General features: G+C 43.4%; 12 protein-coding genes and 1 riboswitch. All 12 genes read left to right on the top strand.

The features are described from left to right. Positions 1–34 precede the first annotated feature (34 nt). The 12 genes from DXC04_RS10500 (at position 35) to DXC04_RS10445 (ending at position 21191) form a co-directional block, all read left to right on the top strand. A complete protein-coding gene (locus DXC04_RS10500) occupies positions 35–868 on the top strand; it encodes a PRD domain-containing protein (RefSeq protein ID WP_118660972.1) in 834 nt (277 codons plus the stop codon). 215 nt (positions 869–1083) lie between these two features. After that, positions 1084–1268, top strand: a riboswitch (cobalamin riboswitch). Between the two features lie 155 nt (positions 1269–1423). Beyond that, entirely contained in the window at positions 1424–1975 is a 552-nt protein-coding gene (locus DXC04_RS10495; protein ID WP_118660971.1) for a DUF4430 domain-containing protein, read from the top strand. After that, a complete protein-coding gene (locus DXC04_RS10490; protein ID WP_118660970.1) occupies positions 1968–2858 on the top strand; it encodes an energy-coupling factor transporter transmembrane component T in 891 nt (296 codons plus the stop codon). Before DXC04_RS10495 ends, DXC04_RS10490 begins: the two co-directional genes overlap by 8 nt. After that, positions 2831–4489, top strand: a complete 1659-nt coding sequence (locus DXC04_RS10485) for an ABC transporter ATP-binding protein (RefSeq protein WP_118660969.1) — start codon at positions 2831–2833, stop codon at positions 4487–4489. The genes DXC04_RS10490 and DXC04_RS10485 overlap by 28 nt, the downstream gene beginning before the upstream one ends. Positions 4490–4546: 57 nt before the next feature. Further along, the gene (locus tag DXC04_RS10480) at positions 4547–5350 is read left to right on the top strand and encodes an ECF transporter S component (RefSeq protein ID WP_118660968.1); all 804 of its coding nucleotides are present in this window, start codon (positions 4547–4549) and stop codon (positions 5348–5350) included. Further along, on the top strand, positions 5351–7303 hold the full coding sequence (locus DXC04_RS10475; protein ID WP_118660967.1) for a DUF4430 domain-containing protein: 1953 nt from the start codon (positions 5351–5353) through the stop codon (positions 7301–7303). It abuts the gene before it with no gap. Between the two features lie 101 nt (positions 7304–7404). Continuing rightward, entirely contained in the window at positions 7405–8469 is a 1065-nt protein-coding gene (locus tag DXC04_RS10470) for a prenyltransferase/squalene oxidase repeat-containing protein (RefSeq protein WP_118660966.1), read from the top strand. A 34-nt stretch (positions 8470–8503) separates the two neighbouring features. Continuing rightward, positions 8504–9451, top strand: coding sequence for an AAA family ATPase (locus DXC04_RS10465; RefSeq protein WP_118660989.1), 948 nt, complete (start codon positions 8504–8506; stop codon positions 9449–9451). Beyond that, complete coding sequence (locus tag DXC04_RS10460) at positions 9448–10587, top strand: DUF58 domain-containing protein (protein ID WP_118660965.1); 1140 nt, start codon at positions 9448–9450, stop codon at positions 10585–10587. The genes DXC04_RS10465 and DXC04_RS10460 overlap by 4 nt, the downstream gene beginning before the upstream one ends. 76 nt (positions 10588–10663) lie before the next feature. Further along, positions 10664–12844, top strand: coding sequence for a transglutaminase-like domain-containing protein (locus DXC04_RS10455; protein ID WP_118660964.1), 2181 nt, complete (start codon positions 10664–10666; stop codon positions 12842–12844). A 97-nt stretch (positions 12845–12941) separates the two neighbouring features. Beyond that, positions 12942–17918 carry an outer membrane protein assembly factor BamB family protein gene (locus DXC04_RS10450; RefSeq protein ID WP_158580473.1) on the top strand — a complete coding sequence of 1659 codons (4977 nt, stop codon included), beginning with the start codon at positions 12942–12944 and terminating at the stop codon, positions 17916–17918. Positions 17919–18344: 426 nt separating this feature from the next. Beyond that, positions 18345–21191: a fibronectin type III domain-containing protein gene (locus DXC04_RS10445; protein WP_118660962.1), complete on the top strand. Its 2847-nt coding sequence runs from the start codon at positions 18345–18347 to the stop codon at positions 21189–21191. Positions 21192–21244 lie beyond the last annotated feature (53 nt).

Below are 21244 nucleotides of genomic sequence, written 5' to 3'. Positions count from 1 at the left end.
AAATCTGTCAAAGGCAGATAAAGGTGGGGAAAACATGTATCGTATTAGCAAAGTGTTAAATCACAATGGTGTGATCGTAATTGACCTGAATGATCAGAAAGAATATGTTCTACTCGGGAAGGGAGCAGGATTTGGAAGAAAAATCGGTGAACGGATGGAGAAACCGGAAACCTGCACCGTTTATTCCCTGCAGGAAACATCTTCTAAAGGTGACGCGGCAGATTTGATCAAAAGTGTAGCACCGGAGTATTTTCAGATGGCGAATCAGATCCTGAATGCAGCGGAGGAACAATTTGGAAAAGTAGACAGAAGTATTTTATTCCCGATGGCAGATCATATTGCATTTGCTGTAGAGCGAATTAAACGCGGTGAGCAGATATCGAATCCATTGACGGAAGATATACAGGCTTTATTTTACAGTGAATTTAAGATTGCCTGCATGCTGAAAGAGATGCTGAAAAAGGAAAAAAATATAGAGATCGATGATGATGAAGTCGGTTATGTGGCGCTTCATATTCATTCTGCGTTGGAAGAGGAGTCGGTTTCTGTTTCGATGCAAATGGCGAGAGCTGTGCGAGAGTGTGTATCCCTGATTGAAGAAAAGAAAGGTATCCATATTAATATTATTTCACTGAGTTATAACCGTCTTATGAATCATGTCAAATATATGGTGGCAAGAGCGCTTAACGGAGAATCTTTGAAAATTAACATGAATGATTATGTAGAGTATAAGTTTCCAGAATCCTATGCACTGGCGAAGACTGTCTGTGAGCATATGAGCAAGGCACTCCGGGTAACTCTGGAAGATATGGAGATCGGTTATCTTGCCATGCACATTGAGCGTGTGAGCATGGGTGAGGAATCATAATATAGGAATAATAAAAAGCAGAAGGCAGCCTGTCCGGTGGGCAGGAAGTCCTTCTGCTTTTTGTTATCTCGTCTCTGTTGCCATAGCAGCCGGAGAAAAATGTCGGTGGCAGGAACTGTGGTGTGCTTGACAAACACAGGCAGGGATAGTAAGATTCATATGGATTAACAGAATGAAAATGGTCGTCTGTACAGATGCAGGAAAATACAGAAGCCCGAACAGAGTTTGCAGTGGCTTATTATATTTTTCAAGGAACATGCGGTGAGATTCCGCCACAGACTTTATCCCTACTGTAATCAGGACGAAAGCGTCAGATCCATTGAGAACAAGAGATTCTTGAGAAGGGACGTGAGTAGGTTGGAACTGCGAGACAGGATACAGGTATCTGGAGATCATAAAAGAGAAGTCCGGAGGCATGAAGACGGAGGCTTATTTTTTATACTTATTTATAATAGTTTATAACAGGTTAGAAGGTCTGACTCTGAATGAGTTTGTTTGTAAGCAGAGGAGGCAGGCAGATATATTGGGGATAAAAAGTAAGAACAAGGTGGAAAAATGATAAAAATAAAACAGAAATTGTGGAAAATCACAGCGATATTGAGCGCTTGTCTGCTGCTGGCAGGATGTGCACAGGAGACACCGGACAGAGCCGGATCTTCAAAGACCAGTGAAGAAAAGATGGACGTATCTGTGGAAATCCGTTGTGATACGGCGATTAAAAAGGGTCTGACAAAACAGAAAAAGTGGAAAGGTGTGCTGCCGAAAGATGGCTGCATGCTGAAAAAGGAAAAAATGCAGGTGAAGAAGGGCAGTTCCGTATTTGATCTGCTCTGCGAAGTGCAGGATGCCAAAGGAATACAGATGGAATATTCCGGCGGCAAAAAGACAGCCTATATTCAGGGAATCGGCAACCTGTATGAACAGGACGGTGGACGTTGGAGCGGTTGGATGTACAGTGTGAACGGCAAATATGCAAAAGTAAGCTGTGGTGAATATACATTAAAAGATGGCGATGAAGTGCAATGGAATTACAGTTGTGATCTTGGTGCTGATCTGAAAGGAACCGATAAAGAGAAAGCAAAAGAGTGGAAGGAAAAGAATGAGTAGTTTTGAAGAATTACACCCGGCATGTTTATTTTTATATTTCGTGGCAGTGATGGTACTGTTTTTTCTCTGCCATCATCCGCTGGCAATGGTGCTGGCGTGTGCATGTGCACTGTTTTTTCTATACAATATAGAAGGAAGACGTGCATTTTCGTGGTGTAAATGGATGCTTCCAGTTGTGCTTTTTATAGCGGTTGTCAATCCGCTTCTGAATCACAGAGGTGTGACACGGTTATTCAAACTTGGAAATCAGTGGATCACACTGGAAGCGTTTGGGTATGGTTTGACATCGGGCTTGTCGATGGCGGCGATTATTTTATGGTTTGCCTGTTATCAGAAAGTGATGACAAATGATAAATTTCTTTATCTTTTTGGGAAAATTGCTCCATCCAGCGCACTCCTTATTACAATGGCATGGAATTATATCCCGGATCTGACTAAAAAAATGAAAGAGATCCGTGACAGTCAGAAGATGTTAAAAGGAACGGAAGAAGAGCGTGGGTGGAAACAGATACTTTTACGGACAAAGGACGCACTGCAGACAGTTACGGTACTGCTTGGGTGGAGCCTGGAAAATGTAGTGGAGCAGGCGGATTCTATGAAAGCAAGAGGTTACGGACTGCGAAAAAGAACAACATTTCATCTGTTCCGGTTTGAACAAAAAGATATTTTCTTTTCAGGCATAGTGGGTGTAATCGTGATTTTTTGTTTCGTACTTCGGGGCATGGGATGTATGACGATGGAATTTTACCCGCAGATACAAAGTGGAGGAAGCAAAAAAGCAAATATTTTGTTTCTCGTTTTATTTTTGATACTTCTCGGAATCCCGGGACTGATACAATGGAAGGAAGAAAAAGCATGGAACTCTTACGATTTGAAGGGGTAGGTTTTACTTATCCGGAAGCGGAACAAAAAGCGTTAGATGAACTTACCTTTTCGATGGGAGAAGGAGAGTTTCTTGTTGTGTGCGGGGCATCCGGGTGTGGAAAGACAACACTTCTGCGGATGGCGAAGCCACAGATGCAGCCGGCAGGAAAATTTGCAGGAAATATTTATTATAAAAATAAGTCATTGCAGGAGTATGACGAACAGATCAGTGCATTTCGCATTGGGTATGTGCAGCAGAATCCGGACAATCAGATCGTGACGGATACGGTGTGGCATGAATTGGCATTTGGACTGGAAAATGCGGCATTGCCGGTACAGACGATCCGCCGGCGTGTGAGTGAGATGGCGAGCTTTTTCGGCATGGAGACATTGTTTCACAGAAAGACAGGCGAATTGTCCGGTGGGCAGAAGCAGATGTTAAATCTTGCCTCTGTGATGGTGATGAATCCGGAACTTCTGCTCCTGGACGAGCCGACCAGTATGCTGGATCCTCTGGCGGCATCTAATTTATTGCAGATGGTTCACAAGATCAATCGGGAGCTGGGTGTTGCGGTACTTTTGTGTGAACACCGGCTGGAAGAAGTATTTCTGATGGCAGACCGTGTCCTTCTGATGGAAAATGGAAAGAAAAAAGCACTGAAAACACCGCAGAAGCTGGCAGAGATGCTGCGCTTTTCAATGGAAGAGGAGAACGCTGAGCATACATCAAGAATCTATGAAGGACTTCCGGCAGCAGTACGGATATTTAAGGAATTAAAGAAAAGAGGAATCTATGACAGTGGGAAGCCGTTGCCACTTACAATCCGGGATGGCAGACTTGCTCTGGCGGAGGTGCTGACTGACAGAGGTAATAGACAGTCTGATATGAAATATAGCGGAACAAGAAAAGCAGATAAAAAAGATTCACACATCGTCCTGCGTGCGAAGGAAGTCTGGTTCCGGTATGAGAGAAGCGGAGTGGACATTTTAAGGAGTCTGGATCTGTCTTTATATAAAGGAGAAATGTTTGCTCTTCTTGGCGGGAACGGAGCCGGGAAAAGCACATTATTAAAAATACTGACCGGAATTATAAAAGAGCGGCGAGGCAGAGTAATCCGGGAAAAGGGAGAACGTATTGCCATGCTCCCGCAAAGTCCGCAAGTACTTTTCCAGTATGATACTGTATGGGAAGAACTTCTGGAAAGTGCCGGACAGGATGCAGAACGTGCGAAAGAAATGGCAGAATTTCTGGAGCTTTCAGATAAGATTTCCATGCATCCATATGACTTAAGCGGAGGTGAGATGCAGAGGGCGGCACTTGGAAAGTTACTGCTTCTGGATGCGAAGATACTGCTTCTGGATGAGCCAACAAAAGGTCTGGATGCATATCTTAAGAAGAAACTTGCAGGCTTACTGAAGAAACTGACACAGGGTGGCATTGCGATTCTCCTTGTAACACACGATCTGGAATTTGCGGCAGCTTATGCCGATCGATGCGGTTTATTGTTTGACGGTCAGGTGATCTCCGAAGGAGAGCCGCACGCATTTTTTGCGGGAAACCGTTTCTACACAACAGCGGCAAACCAGATTGCCGGGAATGAAATTCCGGAGGCGATTACGTGCGAGGAAGTTGTAAGGGCAGTCTTGTAATTACCAGTAAAGAAATAAAAGCAAAGGGAACATAAATCATGGAAAGGAGGAACCAGTATGCAGAAAACAAAACGAAGAAGTGACATAGCAGCGATTTTCACATGCCTGTTTCTGCTTATTTTGCTTGCCGGATATACCTGGATGATGCGTACGCCTTCCTTTCTTTCTGGCAAGGCAGGAAAGCCGTTCCTGAACTGGATCATGCAAAATTCAGATCTGGTGCTGGCAGTGCTGTTCCTGATTCTGACATCGGTACCGTTCTATCTGACATTTGATAAGAGAAAAGCACAGGCGAGAGATCTTGTGCCGGTTGCTCTGATGGCGGCAATGTGCGTAGTGGGAAGAGCGGCATTTTCCATAGTACCACTTCCGAATTTCAAGCCGGTGACGGCGATCGTGATGATCACGGCGATTGCATTTGGTGCGAAAGCAGGATATCTTACCGGTGCGCTTGCGGCGCTTTTGAGTAATTTCCTGTTCGGGCAGGGACCGTGGACACCGTGGCAGATGTTTTCATGGGGGATGATCGGTCTGGTGACCGGACTTCTGTACCGGATTGGTGTATTTGGTACAGTAGGACAGGTGCAGACAGATGAACATGGAAAGAGAAAGAAACCAGTTCGGCTGTGTGTGTTCGGATTTTTCTGCGGAATTGCTTATGGCTGGTTTATGAACCTTCAATATATTATCGGATATGTAGATCCGATCAACTGGAAAACAATCGGACTTGCCTATGCGCAGAGTTTGTATTTTGATATCAGTCACGGAGTGTGCACGGCGCTTGTGCTGTATCTGGCAGCAGAACCGTGGACGCGAAAACTAATGAGGATCAGAAGAAAATTTAGTCTGGGAGAGAGATAAATGGATAAGAAACGAATAAAAAAACTGTTGACAGGCATCCTTCCGTTTCTTCTGATTGTTGCACTTTTGTGGATGCTGCCGGGGCGGACTGTGAAACCGAATAATCCGATTTCGGATAAGACAACAAAGTTAAAGACGAATTTCGGAATCGGCGGTCAGTCAGGTAAGAAAAAAGAACAGTTAAAAAATGGAACCGATGACAAAGCGCAGAAGAACGAAAATGGTTCCGGGACGAAGACGCAGGAGATGTCAAAAGAGAACGCCACACAGAAGAAACAGAAAAAGACAAAGAAATCTTCTGGTTCAAAAGCGCAGAAACAGAAAGGAAACCAGGAGACAAAGGGTGATAATGGCAAACCGGACGATAAAGTTCCGGGGAAGAATCCGAATGGAGATAATGATGCAGACAGTGGAAAACATAATCTGAAAAAGCCGGATAACGGAGATAATACCGGAAACAAAGACGGGAAACTGGTGACGGATCTTTACAGCCGGACAATCACTTATTCGGAGCTTACAGAAGATAAGCTGGATTTTTATGCATATTATTCGAAGTCTGATGTAGACGCGAAGATAAAAGTAAATTACAAGCATGAGAATGATACCGGCAACGGAACCTGGCTGAAGTCAGAAAATCAGAAAGATTATCAGGCAACATTAAAGCACGGTAAAAATGTTATTACCATTTACTATACGGATGAAAAAGGAAACCGTGACTGGGCGCAGGCAGTGGTCGATTATGAGGCAGATAAGGCAGATAAAAATAATCCGACAGTAGGAAAGCATCCGCCATTGATAGAGACAAATCTGGATGACGGATTAAATACGATCCATACATCGGAATTTACATTTACAGTCAGTGCGAAAACATGGGAAGAAAAACGTATTTATTCGAATGCGATCCGTGTAATCATGGATGGAAAAGAAGTGACAAATCCGACCGGCAGTGGTGTATATGAATATGAATTACAGTTTAAACGTCCGAATGTGGGCGATACTTCCGACCATGTGATCACAGTGCTCGCGTGGGACAAAGACGGCAATTCCAAGTATGTGGAATATAAGCTTCGCTACCAGTATCATAATAAAGATGAGAAAATCGGAAGCGTTTCGGTTGTTATTGACGCGACAACCGTGGAATGTGGCGTTGTAGAAGAAGGAACGGTAGATGTAAAAGCCGGAGATACGGCGGCAGAAGCGGTGCTGAAAATGCTGGATGATTACGGGTATGCTTATAATTCCGGCGGTTCTGTAAAACAGGAATTTTATCTGAGCAGCATTGCCCGCGCGGATGCATTTAAAGGTTGTAAGATTGGAGAACGACTGGAAAAATTGCTGAAGCGTGATGGTATTACGTTTACTTCGCCGGGCTCCAGAGACCGGCTGAGCGAATTTGATTTCACAAGAGGTTCGGGATGGTTGTATTTCATAAACGGAAGTTACTGCCCGGGTAAGGCAATGTCTGCATGGAAGTTAAACGGTGGAGAGAAGATCGTGCTCCGCTATACAGTTGCTTATGGAAAAGACGTCGGTGTGACAGCGACAACAGAAGGAACATTATCCGGTTATTGTGCAGTCTGGAGAGACGGCGAGATTATTGAACAGGGACACAGTTATAAAGAGACATCCCGCGTGGAGCCTACAGCGACGAAAGATGGATATGTAGAGTATACATGTAAGCGGTGTGGCGAGACAAAGCGGGAAACACTTCCGGCGACAGGAAACTCTGAGAAACCGGATAGACCAGGTTCTACAGATAAGCCAGATTCATCAGACAAACCGGGTTCCACAGATAAGCCGGGCTCCACAGACAAGCCGGGTTCCACAGATAAGCCGGGTTCCACAGATAAGCCAGATTCATCAGACAAACCAGGTTCCACAGATAAGCCGGATTCATCGGATAAGACGCAGCCGACAGATAAAGAAGAAACAACTGCAGATACACTAAAGTGAGAAAATGAAAAAACCAACAATTTCTGATACGCCAAACAAAATAGGGGAAACAGAAAATTAAGAGATCACAGAGAATAAAAGTCTCTGCCAGGGAGAAGAAGATGAGAAAATATGGAAAACGCCTGCTTGCAGGAATCCTTGCATTTACACTTGCTGTTGGAAGTGCCGGATGTGCAAAGGAAGAGAAGCAGGTAAAAAAAGATTTGAAATCGCAGATTGCACAGAGCGCGGAAAGTCTGGATACATTTTACGAATCACAAGAAAAATCTGTCCTGTTGGATGAAAGTACGCTCCCGGCGGGAGACGGAACGAGCGACTGGACGGCGGTTGCGCTGACATTCTCGGGAAAAGCAAACAGCAAAGTGCAGGCGGCATATTTGAATCGGCTACAGAAGTATGTCGAAAAAGCATATGAGCGGGGCGGCGGTTTAAGTAAAGTAAAGGCAACCGAATATCACCGGATCGCACTTACGATGCTGGCACTTGACGGGAATCCGGAAAAAGTGAAAAACGCATCCGGGAAAGTGATCGATCTTGTTGCGGACGGAACCTGGAATTTTACGAAAGGCGATCCGGGAATCCAGGGCGCAAATGGACTGTGCTATGCATTGCTTATGCTGGATGCCGGAGATTATAACAATCCAAAGCAGCCGGAGCTTAGAAAGAAGTTTATAACAGAGCTTCTGGAGTATCAAAAAGAAAGTGGTGGTTTTTGTATCGACAACAGTCTGGATCCGGAAGTAGATATAACAGCTATGGCGGTGCAGGCACTTGCACCTTATTATAAAGAAGACAAATGCAAGAAGGAAAAACTGGATGCGCAGAAGATGAAAGAAAGTATCGATGCAGCAGTAAAATGGCTTGCTGCGCAGGAGTCTGACGATGCAGAATTTCTATATGATAATATTGCAAGTTCTGAATCCATTTCCCAGGTGATCCTTGCACTGTGCGCACTAGAAAGAGATCCGGGAAAGGATGAGACATTTACGAAAAAAGAAAGCACACTGCTGGACGCGCTTGCAAAGTTCCGTAAAGAGGATGGCATATATATGCATGAAAAAGCGGACGAAGAAGGAAGTGCGATGGCAACGTATCAGGCAATGATCGCTTTGGAAGCGGTACAGAAATTGCGGACAGAGAAGAAATGGATTTTTGATTTTAAATAAAATGCAGAAGGATAGCAGGGAGAAAGGAACAGATATGCACGATAAAATAGTACAGATACAGGAAGAAGTGAAAAAAGCCATTGTCGGAAAAGATGATGTTATAGAGAAAGTTCTGATCGCAGTACTGGCACAGGGACATGTGCTGTTGGAGGATGTGCCGGGAACCGGAAAAACAACACTTGCGACAGCATTTGCGAAGGCGCTTGGCCTGGATAATAAGCGTATCCAGTTTACACCGGACACGATGCCGTCTGATATTGTCGGATTTTCTGCTTATGATATGCAGACAGGAGAATTGCAGTATAAACCGGGCGCGATCATGACAAATCTTCTGCTGGCAGACGAGATCAACCGTACGTCCAGCAAGACACAGGCAGCGCTTCTGGAAGCAATGGAGGAAAAACAGGTGACAGTGGACGGCGTCACGAGAAAACTGGAAGAACCATTTATTGTTCTTGCGACCCAGAATCCGGTCGGTACAGCGGGTACTCAGAAACTGCCGAATGCACAGCTTGACCGTTTCCTGATGAAACTGAAAATGGGATACCCGGATCGTGCCGGGCAGATTGAGATGATGAAAGACAGACATCACGCCAATCCGCTGGATGATGTACAGCCGGCAGTGGATATTCCGGAACTTCTCGGACTGATCGGAGAGGTGCAGAACGTCTATGTGGATGATCTGATTTACAATTATATTTCAGAACTTGTTGAAGCGACGAGAACACAGGAAAATATTCAGCTTGGCTTAAGTCCGAGAGCGGCGCTTGCAGTATGCCGGAGCGCGAAAGCATGTGCATTTATCAAAGGACGGGATTATGTGATACCGGCAGATGTGCTGGAAATCTTTGCACCGGTATGTGTGCACAGACTGTTGCTTTCCGCCAAAGCCAGACTGCATGAACAGTCTGCGGAGTTTGTCTTAAAAGAACTGACAGAACAGATTCCGGGACCGGAGATAAAGGAGTCAGTGATTCGATGAGAAAACAAAGGATCAAAGGAATGATCAGCTGGATATTTGTGCTGGCGGTACTTGGAACAGTTGTATTTTTTCGTGACAGTGCCATAGCATTTTATTGCGTGGTGTTCTGGTTTCTGATTCCGTTTATAAGTACAGCTTTGAATCTGTACATAAGAAAGAATCTGAAAATGGAGATTTTCTGCTCGGCGTCTGCCGAAAAAGGAAAAGAACAGGATGCGGATATTTTTGTTGAAAACAGAGGAAAACTTCCGGTATTTCATAGTTTTGTCAGAGTACAGATGAAAAACAGGCTGACGAAAGAAATGACGGAACAGGATATTGAGATTCCGACAGTGACAGAGAAACAGACAAAAGAAAGTTTTTCCTTTCGCTCAGATTATTGCGGTTATCTGACGATGAAGATAACCGGAGTTTTTCTGATGGACTGGCTTGGTTTTCTTGCTGTCCGCTGTAAAGAGAACGGGACACAGTCTGTGGCAAAAACGGTTGTACTGCCGGATACATTTGTACCGCAGATAGTTTTAGAGCCGGCAGCCGGAAGTACAGAGGATGCCGAAGAATGGTCGCCGTTCCGGAAAGGAAACGATCAGACCGAGACGTATGCGCTCCGCGATTATGCACCCGGTGACAGCCTGCGGCAGATCCACTGGAAATTATCATCAAAGAGAGGGCAGCTTATCATAAGAGAGCCGAGCCTTCCGGAAATAAAAACATTGCTTTTGTACTGGAATAAGGAAGGACGGGCAGAAGCAGGAGAAATGGATACGATGGCAGAAGTTGTTTCATCTGCTGCTCAGATGATCTGGGAAATGGGTGAGACATTTACACTTGGATGGCAGCAGAATGAGGAGAGCTGTTATATGCCGGTCGGAACAGAGGAAGAACTGCAGCGGGCGATCGCGCAGATGTTAAAAGGAGAATTTCCGGTGGAAGAGCAGACGCAGAATACATATGCGAAAGTGATTTGTTTTGGACTGGAAAATCAGGAAGAAGGAAATCTTCCGGATGAGCTGAAGGAAGCGCAGGTGACAGAGGTGCTCTGCGCCAGAGAACCGGAACGAAGAATTGCGGAACCGGGCAGGATCATCTACTGCGCCGGAACTTACAGAGAAGATCTGATAAGAATGGAATTATAAAGAACAGATCATAAAGAAGAGATTATAAGAAACAGTTTGTAAAGAACAGTTTGTAAAATGCAGGAAGGATGTTATATTGGCAGGACTTTATATCACAAAGAAAAAACAGAATAAGAAAGCCATTTCTGACAACTGGTGGTTCGCAGGGCTCAGCATAATCCTGCTTCTTACAGCGCTGGTAAAGAGAAAGGCTGTGAAAAATGGTTTCAGCAGACAGGGAAATGTCTGGAGAACATTTCTCACAGGAAAGACAGGGAAAATCTGGCTGGATTATCCGGTGCATGGAAAAGCAGGAAGTGTACTGGCAGCAGTTCTTCTTGCAGTACTTCTCGGAATGTTGCTTTTTGTTCTTGTGAAAAAGAAAAGAACAGGAATGCTCCTTGTGGTCTGGACAATCTGGATGGCAGGATATGGAATCGGATTTTTCCGGAAAAGATGGGGACTGTTTGCAGGAACCCTCTTTCTTGCCATATATTTTGCGTGCCGTTCCGGTATGGCAGGAGATAGTTTACGAAAAAGATTCTGGAAGAACAGGATAGCACTTGCAGGTGCGTTGGTGCTGATAGCCGGCATCTGCCTCGCAGGGAGTGGAATCGTAAAAGAAATCCTGGAACGTACAGGTGCAGATACGCTCAATGCCGGACATGCAAGGTTGGAACTTGCAGGAAAAATACATGCCATGCGTTACGATCATGGAGAGACTGCGCTGACAGAGGGTGTGCTTACGGATGTAAAACAGCGGACACAGAGTAAAAAGACAGCGCTTCTTGTCACGATGGAGCATCCGCAGAAACTTTATCTCAGACAGATGACCGGGGAAATCTATACAGGGAGTTCCTGGGAGCCACTGGATGCGAAAGATCGAAAAGAAGGAAAAGCTTTATTTTACTGGATGCACAGATCGGGCCTCTATGGACAGAACGTAACGGGCGAGGCACTTGGACTTTCCGGTAAGAAAAAAACAGCGTCCGTGATAGTTGAAAATGTATCGGCATGCGAGAAAAACAGGTATTTACCATATGGTTTGAAAGCAGGAACCGCTTTTGCGGAAGATGTGATCGGAGATACAGAAAATCCGGCGCAGACCGGAAAAGAGAAACTGACATACTACACCGGAAGTACGGCGGACTGGTACAAACAGGCAGTCTGGATTGAAAAACACCAGAAGGAGCAAAAAGTACAGCAGTATCTTAAGAAGGAAGAGGCATACCGAAAATTTGTCTATGCAAAGGATCTCCGCCTTACGAACACGGCGATCGGCGTGATGGAAGAACTTCTGAAAAATGAAAAAAAGGAAGAACATTCGCTGACAGAGATCTTAAAGCTGGTGAAGAATACTTTGGCGAACCAGTTAAATTATAATGAAGCTGTACGAACAGATAATGGCAAACAGGATTTTCTGCGCTATACGTTTGAGCAGACCAAAAATGGATATGATGTACACTATGCGACAGCAGCTACATTGATGCTTCGCTATCTCGGAGTACCGGCGCGTTATGTGGAAGGTTATTATATGTCCGTAGATGAGACGAGAAATGTGAAAGCCGGACAGCCGGTGAAAATTAAGAAAAAACAGGCGCATGCGTGGACAGAATATTATCTGGACGGCGTTGGTTGGATCCCGTTTGAAGTGACGCCGGGTTATACAGATAAGGAAGATGAGCAGAAATTATCAGACATCCTGTCAGGCACAAACGGAAAAGGCGGAGCAGCAGGAAAATTATATCAGAAAAGCGGACAGACCTACGAGCCGCAAAAAGCGGACGGTCAGCAGGAGAAGAGTTCGAATGACAAACCTGTATTCCGTGGACAGACCGGGAAACATCTTCTGTGGTTATTTCTGCTGATTTTGGTGCTTGTTATTGTGGGAATCAGCGTTATCATTTTATGGAAGAGAAGAAAAAAATTAGTTTCTTTTGAAATAGAAGTCAGTAAGATGGAACCAGCGGCAGCAGTTGCGGAATTGTATGGCTACAGTCAGAAGCTTATGGAACTGTGCGAGGTGAAAGTATGTGGCATGGAAGTGCCGGTGGCAGGTTTTGCAGGTGCAACGGAGGCTGACGAAACATGTGCGCAGGCAGAAAGCGAACGGATGCATTTCCTTAATCAGAAAGCGAGATTCAGCGGGCATACCGTAAGCGAAAAAGAAAGAAAGGAAATGCTTGCTTATGTGGAAAAAGTGATTTGCCTTTGTAAGAAACGAAGGAGTAAATGGAAATGTTTCCGGGATCATTATCTGTGCTGGAGATACAGATAAAGCTGGCAAAATGAGCTGGCTGATTCAAAAAGTACAGCAGAATGGATAGAGAATATTTGAGCAGAAACAAACGAGATAAGAATGAAGGAGAATGCGCATGAAAACGAAACAGTGGAAACGATTACTTGCGGGAATACTATGTGTGACGATGGTAAGCGTCAGTACGGGGCCGGTTGTGTATGCGGCGGATGAGAGCACCACGCAGAGCAGTTTTGCAAAGGAAAGTTATGAGCAGGAAAGTTCTGCAAAAGACAGTCAAATGCAGAGTGAACCAGACAGTGCAAAAAAGCAGGCGGCAGATTTGACGGAACAGAAAGAAGAAACCGCGAAGAGAGCAGGAAGTTTCGTTCTGGCAGCATCCGGTAAAAATGAGAATCTGATCTTGCCGGTATATGTAACGTATGAGGCAGGAGATACCATCTGGACGGCTTTGCAGAAAAGTGGATACAAATTCGAAAGAAGTGTAGATGACAGCTTCGTAAAGAAAATAGAAGGGAAAGCGGGAAACTATTGCGTGTTCTGCGACGACGGCAGTTATGATCTGGATGCGTCACCGGAAGACATTCAGGTAGTAGAATTTACTGAGATGACAGAATATGCAAAAAGCAGAAGTGCGCTGCTTTTTCGCATGGCAGAATACGAGAAGATGACGAACCATGTGCAGAAAGACCCGGCATGTGCAAAAGCATATGACAATGCAAGAAAAACGTACCGCAATGCCGAAGAGGATGTGGCGGCGTCTCTTTTAAAAGAATTGAATAATGCAATTGTCGCATATGAAAAATATCTGAGTGCGGCAGCCGTAAAGATCACGGTAAATGCGACGCAGGACGGGAAAACACAGAAGAATCTGACGCTTAAGTTTACAGATGCGTATGACAACACCGTTACGGCAAAAGGGACAACGATCAGTTTAAGACCCGGAACATACAGCTATGAAATATCCGATGGCGGTTATAACAGTTATGAAAACGCAGACGGAAAAGAGTTGAAGATTACAAAAAGTATGACCATTCAGGCGGAACTCCCGTCCGGGAAATGGTTTAGCGACGTGAAATTACTGAAAAGCCGGACAGATGCAGATGGAAAAAAACAAGCATATGCATATGAAACGGATGCGGATGGGCACAGCGTAACCTGTGAGGTGGACGACCGTGCCGGGAAAAATGAAAAGGTATACCTCTATGCAGAGCGTGGCCAGGATCTTCCGGACAGGGAAAATGCATCAGCAGTCCTTTCCTGGTGGAAAATAAAGGAAGACACGCAGGATTCGGAGCCATCCGCAGAGAGAGAAACCATTGCGTGGGAAAGTGAAAAGAACGATTGCACTTCCGGTGTAAAAGAAGGAATGACTGGTGGAAAACTTCAGGTGGAAGCACGTTATACAGTGAAAAACTCTTCCGGCACAAGTGGTGTGCAGGTGCAGAAATACCAGGTGACGTTTGAACGTGTCCCGACCGCAGATATTTCGCTGAAAGATGCAAAAGGTCGTGCGCTGAATCTGGGATTTGAGCCGGATATTACAGAATATGAGACAGATACAGTCAGCAGTAAAGTATCGGTAGAAACGAAAACCTATGGAACGGACGGCTACAGCGTGACGGTAAAAAATGGAGATATTGTTTCGGAAGATGGAAACTGTAATCTTTCCAAAGGCACAAATTCGGTTACTGTGACAGTTGCCCACACGAATGGAAAATCGCGTACCTATCATTTCAAAGTAAATCTGGTTGAAAAAGTACCGGTAACGCTGAAAACACCGGATGGCGTGAAAGCAGTCATTGTAGATGCGAAAGATAAAGAGATCGAACCGGAAGAGGATGGAACGTATGCATTGATTCCGGGTGCTTCCTACTCTTATATTGCATCAAAGGATGATACCTATTTTGCAAAAGAGACATTTCAGGTGAAAGCGGTTGCGGACGGCACAATGACGGTGACCGCCGCAGAACCGGAAGAAAAAGACGGACTTGCGGGATTCGCAATGTACAATGCTGCTATGGGCAGCAGACGGGAAGTGTTTACACCGGAGCAGGAATTTGAATCTGGTCGGCATATGTACCAGTACGCGGTACCGGATGCAAACAGCGCCATTTATGTACAGGCGAATACGCAAAATGATTATCAGGTGAAAGCAGTCTGGACAAAGCAATCCGATGGAACCCAGACAGAGCAGACAAGAATTGCAGCAGTAAATACGAGCAAAGGAGCAACGGTGCTGGGGCATGTGATCGAAGCGTGTGCGTATGGAAATACAGTGACGATCGTCACTTACAAAGAAGTATCCGGTGTGACTTATTACCAGAATTATGAAATGAATATCCGGCGTTCTCTGCATTTAAAGTCATTGAAAGCATCAAACGATTCCGGAGATCTTACATTTGTAAATGCAAATGGAACGGCAGAGGCGTTTGACCGGGAAATTTATGAATATCAAGTAAATGTTGCAAAAGGAACGAAATCTGTAAACCTTTCCGGAAGTTTCCTGAATGAAGAGAATGAAAACTGGTATGATGGCGGCTATTATGCAGTCATTGGCGATAAGACGTATTCTGATCTGTCGGATATAGAAGTCCCGATTTCTGAAAATGGAGCAGATGAGAAGATAAAAATCCAGGTTGCGCATGCGAATCCGGATACCGTGCAGAATACATACACAATCTGTGTGAAGAAAAAAGAACCGGTTCAGGTGACATTTCAGGTAGATCCGGAAGATGCAAATATTTTCATTCAGAATGAGACGGATCATACTACTGTTTATACGGAAAATGGAATCTGTGAACTGTTGCCTGGAATACCGTATTCCTATACGATTACAAAAAATGGTTACAAGGCAGTCAGGGTGACAGATTTCCGTGTGGAGGAGGATATCAAAGTTCCGGTTACACTGGAAGAAGCGCCGGAAAATACAGAAATTAAAGATCTGAATTCTCAGTGGCCGAGTTTCCGGGATGAGAATAATAACGTAGTCTTAGATGAGAAGACACCGGTCAAAGCGGAAGACAGTGTTCTTTACTGGGCAAATAAAGATGATTTTGACGGCTACTGCGGACATCCGATTCTTGTAGACGGATATCTGTACACATACGACAGTAAGAATCTGCTGAAAATGGATACGATAACCGGAAAACTGGTGAAACGCGGAGGTGCGCTTGTAAGACCTTCTTCCTTTGCGATCCAGTCACCGACTTATGCGGACGGAATGATTTTTGTCGGACTCAGCCAGGGAACGATCCAGGCATTTAATGCAAAGACAATGGAATCGCTGTGGGTTTATGAAGATCCGCTCGGTGGACAGCCGAACTGCCAGATTACGTATAAAAACGGATATATTTATACCGGTTTCTGGAATTCAGAGACAACAGAAGCGAATTATGTATGTATTTCGGCAGCAGATGAAGACCCGTCCCAGACAAATGAAAAGAAAGTGGCAACCTGGACACATACCGGAAAAGGCGGCTACTATTGGGCAGGAACTTACGCAGATCAAAATGGGGAATTTCTCCTTCAGGGAACAGACGACGGAGAGAGCGGATATAAGAATGGATATGCACATGTGCTGTCCATGAATCCGAAAAATGGAAGAGTGATCGATGATCTGACATTGCCATTTACCGGGGATATCAGGTGTAATATTATGAAAGATACAGAAGGTGATAATCCGACAGGTGATTATTATTTCACATCAAAATCAGGGTATCTCTATCGTATTTCTGTGAATGAAGACGGAACGTTTGACAAAGATTCCCTTCATTGGATCAAATTATCAAACAGTGAAGGATCGGAACTTACAATGAGTACATCTACGCCGACTGTTTACAACGGAAGAGCATACGTAGGTGTATCCGGTTCGGAACAGTTCGGTGCATACAAAGGGCATGGAATTGCAGTATTGGATTTAAAAACAATGTCTGTAGCTTACGTTGTGCCGACCCAGGGATATCCGCAGACGAGCGGATTATTGACAAAAGCATATGAAAAAGAAAGCGGAAAAGTGTATGTCTATTTCTTTGACAATTATACTCCGGGGAGACTGCGTGTCATTTCCGATCAACCGGGACAGACAGAGTCTGCCGATATCGAGGCAGAAGAAGTAAATGGAAAAACTTACAATACGGCATATACATTATTTACACCTTCGGGAGCACAGGCACAATACTCACTTTGTAATCCAATCGTGGATGAATATGGAACACTGTATTTTAGAAATGATTCCAACCATATGATGGCGCTTGGAGCGACGATCAGTAAACTGGAAGTGACAAAGCAGCCAAAGAAGACATCTTATAAAGAAGGAGAAAAATTCGACCCATCCGGTATGCAGGTTATTGCGACCTATACGAATGGAAAGACGAGAGATGTGACAGAATATGTCAGCTACTCAGAAGAATCTCTTACACCGGATGATACGGATCTTACAATCACATTCCCATATGTGAAATACCAAAATAAAGATGGAAAAGCTGGATGCGATTACACGGCGCCGATCACAAGTGTTTCACTGGATATTTCCAAAAAAGAACCGGAAGTAGAGCCGGAAAAAGAGGTCATACAGGAAAAAAATGTAACTCTTGCGAAAACAAGTTATACATATAATGGAAAGTCGCAGAAACCAACCGTGAAGGCGAAAAATGCCAAAGGGCAGATCGTTGCAACGAGTAACTATACCGTATCCTATGCGTCTGGACGAAAAAATGTCGGAAGCTATAAAGTGACTGTAAAATTCAAAGGTGATTACAAAGGCACGGTCACAAAGACATTTCAGATTGTGCCAAAGGGAACGAAGATCACAACTTTGAAAGCCGGAAAGAAAAGCTTTACAGCAAAATGGAGCAGACAGAAAACCCAGACAACCGGTTATCAGTTTTCTTATACAACGGATAAGAAATTTAAAAAATCAGTAAAGACCATAACGATATCTAAGAATACAACAGTGCAGAAAACAGTGAAAAAATTAAAATCTAAGAGGCTGTATTATGTAAAAGTACGCACATACAAAACTGTGAAAATAAACGGAAAGACAACAAAGCTGTATTCAGGATGGTCATCTTACAAAAAAGTAAAAACAAAATAGTAGAAATATGAAACAAAATATTGTATCATTATGAAATGAATAAAAAAGAGAATAAGAAAGGTCAGTGCGCCCGGGATGATTGATAAAGAAATCCCCCGGCAGTGGAATGAGGTGAGAAGCCTCGCGAGACGGTCACTGTGAAGTCTGGAAATTATAATATGAAATTTTTACCATTATAGTACACAGACTAAGTCAGATACACGGAGTGCTGCATCCTTGACTTTGCCCAATCCGAAGTTGAAATATTAGATAAAAGATTTGTTGTGCTGTGCGAAGAAAAACAGATGTTTTTCTTGTGTGTGCATATAACCGGCTTTTGAATTGGGTGATTCAGGAGCCGGTTTTTTATTGTTGTTGTGCTTATATCTCAGAATTTATCTGAGGTTTTATATATAAAGAAAAGAGAAAAGGGAGGAAATAAGATTTATGAAGTTTAAAAACAAAATAATGACTGCTATAGTTAGTATCTGTATGCTTGCATTTATCCTGCCAATGGCAGTATCTGCTGCAGATAACGCAGATTCATCAGACAAGAATACAATTACCTGCTATGTAAGAGCAGAACAGGATGACGGAACCATTCTTCCGTATACGAAAGTAACAATGAACAAAGACGAGGTACCGTCTTTCCAATCCTACAAGATTAAAAATGCACCGGATGATGCGGATTATATCACACCGCTTCATATCTTACTTCAGGCATTAACAGATAAAGGAATGACAGACGAACTTGCAACTGTAGATATCGGATCCAGCGGATGGATCACAGATATGTTTGGATGGGGAATGGATCAGCTCTGGTGCTTAAATGGTATTGATGCGCCTACGGTAAGTGCAAAGTATAAAGCAAAAGACGGAGACAAATATACATTCTATCAGGCAGCCGGAAACTGGGGCGCAGGATATGGATATCCTGGATATGGTTTCTTTGGAGAATATGGACCGGGACAGGATTACACACCTTACAGCGCAATTGAGACAGACGACGTTACAACGGGGGTTGGGTCTGATGTAGAACTGACTTATCGTTATACAAGCTCTATGCACACACCACAGTATGGACCATGTAATAATGAAGATGGTGCATATACAATGATTTTCGTCGGAAAGAATGGAGCAGATAAGGTTACAGATGAAGATTACCGCGAAGATATTGAAGTAGATAAAGATGGTAAATTCAAAGTATCTTTTGATAAACCGGGAACTTATGTAGTATCTGGACGTTATTATAATAACGATAATACAAGAGGTGCCTGCAATGCATATTGCAAGGTTACAGTGCTGGATGCTGTAGAATATGCACAGAAGACAATTGATGCTCTTGATGATATTACATTAAATTCTGAAAAAGCAATTGAAGAAGCTAAGAAAGCTTACAATTTACTGACTGACGAACAGAAAGAACAGATTAAAAACGCAGATGCAATTAAAACGGCTGAGGAAAAACTGAGCAAGCTTCAGGTAGAGAATGCTGAAAGCAAAATTAGCGCGATCGGAGATGTAACACTGGACTCAAAAGATGCGATTAAGGATGCAAGAGATACATATGACGCATTGACAGATGACCAGAAAAAACAGGTAACGAATTACGATGTATTAGAAACAGCAGAAGCAAAACTGAGCGATCTTCAGGTAGAAAATGTTAAAAATAAAATTGATGGAATCGGTGAAGTAACACTTAGCTCATCAAGTACAATCAAAGCTGCAAGATCAGCATATAATGCATTAACCGCAGACCAGAAAAAACAGGTAACAAATTATGATGTATTACAGAAAGCAGAAAGCGAACTGAGTGATTTGCAGAAAGCAGATGCTGTAGTAACCAAAATCAAAAATATCGGAAAAGTTACACTGAAATCTGAGAGCAAGATAAAACAAGCAAGAACAGCTTACAATAAATTAACAGATAAACAGAAGACTCTGGTAACAAATTACGATGTATTAGAGAAAGCAGAAAAAGATCTTGCAGATTTGAAAGCAGCAGATCAGGTTTCTAAAAATATTACAAATATTGGAACAGTAACACTGGAATCCGAAGATGTGATCAAAGAAGCAAGAACAGCTTACGATGCACTGACAGATGCACAGAAAGAACTGGTAAGCAACAAAGATGTGCTTGAGAAAGCAGAAAAAGATCTTGCAGATTTGAAAGCAGCAGATCAGGTTTCTAAAAATATTACAAATATTGGAACAGTAACACTGGAATCCGAAGATGTGATCAAAGAAGCAAGAACAGCTTACGATGCACTGACAGATGCACAGAAAAAACTGGTAAGCAACAAAGATGTACTTGAGAAAGCAGAGAGTACACTGAAAGAATTACAGGATGCAAAAGCAGCCGATGTTAAGGCCGCAGAGAAAGTTACAAATAAGATCGACGCGATCGGAGATGTAACACTGGAATCCGAAGATGTGATCAAAGAAGCAAGAACAGCTTACGATGCACTGACAGATGCACAGAAAAAACTGGTAAGCAACAAAGATGTACTTGAGAAAGCAGAGAGTACACTGAAAGAATTACAGGATGCAAAAGCAGCCGATGTTAAGGCCGCAGAGAAAGTTACAAATAAGATCGACGCGATCGGAGATGTAACACTGGAATCCGAAGATGTGATCAAAGAAGCAAGAACAGCTTACGATGCACTGACAGATGCACAGAAAGAACTGGTAAGCAACAAAGATGTACTTGAGAAAGCAGAGACCACATTGAAAGAGTTAAAAGATGCTAAAGATGCAGATGATGCAAAAGTAGCGGCCACTCCGAAGTCAATTACACTTTCCAATACAAGATACATTTACAATGGCAAAGTACAGAAACCGCAAGTAACAGTTAAGAACGCAAAAGGCGAAGTAATCAAAGGCTACACTGTAAAATATGCAGGTAACTGCAAGAACATTGGAAAATACAAAGTAACTCTTACATTCAAGGGTGATTACAACGGAACAAAGACAAAGACATTCAAGATTGCTCCGAAATCTGTAACAGTAAAATCATTAAAAGCCGCAAAGAAGAGATTTGATGTAAAATGGAGCAAACAGACGACACAAGTAACCGGATATCAGGTACAGTATTCTACAGATAAGAACTTTGTAAAAGCTGTGAAGAATAAAAAGATCACAAAGAACTCGGTTGTCACAAAGACAGTGAAAAACTTAAAATCTAAAAAAGTTTACTATGTAAGAGTTCGTACTTATACGACAGTAAAATACAATGGTGAGCAGATGAATTTACATTCTGACTGGTCTAAGGTTAAAAAAGTGACCGTAAAATAGTTTGCAGATACTACAGACATAAAATGAAAAGCAGGAGGCACTGTGCAGAGAGC

The organism is Dorea sp. OM07-5 (assembly GCF_003481355.1).
Taxonomy (GTDB): domain Bacteria; phylum Bacillota; class Clostridia; order Lachnospirales; family Lachnospiraceae; genus Dorea_D; species Dorea_D hominis.
This window is presented reverse-complemented; position numbering and strand designations above follow the sequence as displayed.

Excerpts from the sequence above, each read along its gene's own strand:
- DXC04_RS10500 (WP_118660972.1), top strand. The coding sequence starts at position 35 with ATGTATCGTATTAGCAAAGTGTTAAATCACAATGGTGTGATCGTAATT.
- DXC04_RS10495 (WP_118660971.1), top strand. The coding sequence starts at position 1,424 with ATGATAAAAATAAAACAGAAATTGTGGAAAATCACAGCGATATTGAGC.
- DXC04_RS10490 (WP_118660970.1), top strand. The coding sequence starts at position 1,968 with ATGAGTAGTTTTGAAGAATTACACCCGGCATGTTTATTTTTATATTTC.
- DXC04_RS10485 (WP_118660969.1), top strand. The coding sequence starts at position 2,831 with ATGGAACTCTTACGATTTGAAGGGGTAGGTTTTACTTATCCGGAAGCG.
- DXC04_RS10480 (WP_118660968.1), top strand. The coding sequence starts at position 4,547 with ATGCAGAAAACAAAACGAAGAAGTGACATAGCAGCGATTTTCACATGC.
- DXC04_RS10475 (WP_118660967.1), top strand. The coding sequence starts at position 5,351 with ATGGATAAGAAACGAATAAAAAAACTGTTGACAGGCATCCTTCCGTTT.
- DXC04_RS10470 (WP_118660966.1), top strand. The coding sequence starts at position 7,405 with ATGAGAAAATATGGAAAACGCCTGCTTGCAGGAATCCTTGCATTTACA.
- DXC04_RS10465 (WP_118660989.1), top strand. The coding sequence starts at position 8,504 with ATGCACGATAAAATAGTACAGATACAGGAAGAAGTGAAAAAAGCCATT.
- DXC04_RS10460 (WP_118660965.1), top strand. The coding sequence starts at position 9,448 with ATGAGAAAACAAAGGATCAAAGGAATGATCAGCTGGATATTTGTGCTG.
- DXC04_RS10450 (WP_158580473.1), top strand. The coding sequence starts at position 12,942 with ATGAAAACGAAACAGTGGAAACGATTACTTGCGGGAATACTATGTGTG.
- DXC04_RS10445 (WP_118660962.1), top strand. The coding sequence starts at position 18,345 with ATGAAGTTTAAAAACAAAATAATGACTGCTATAGTTAGTATCTGTATG.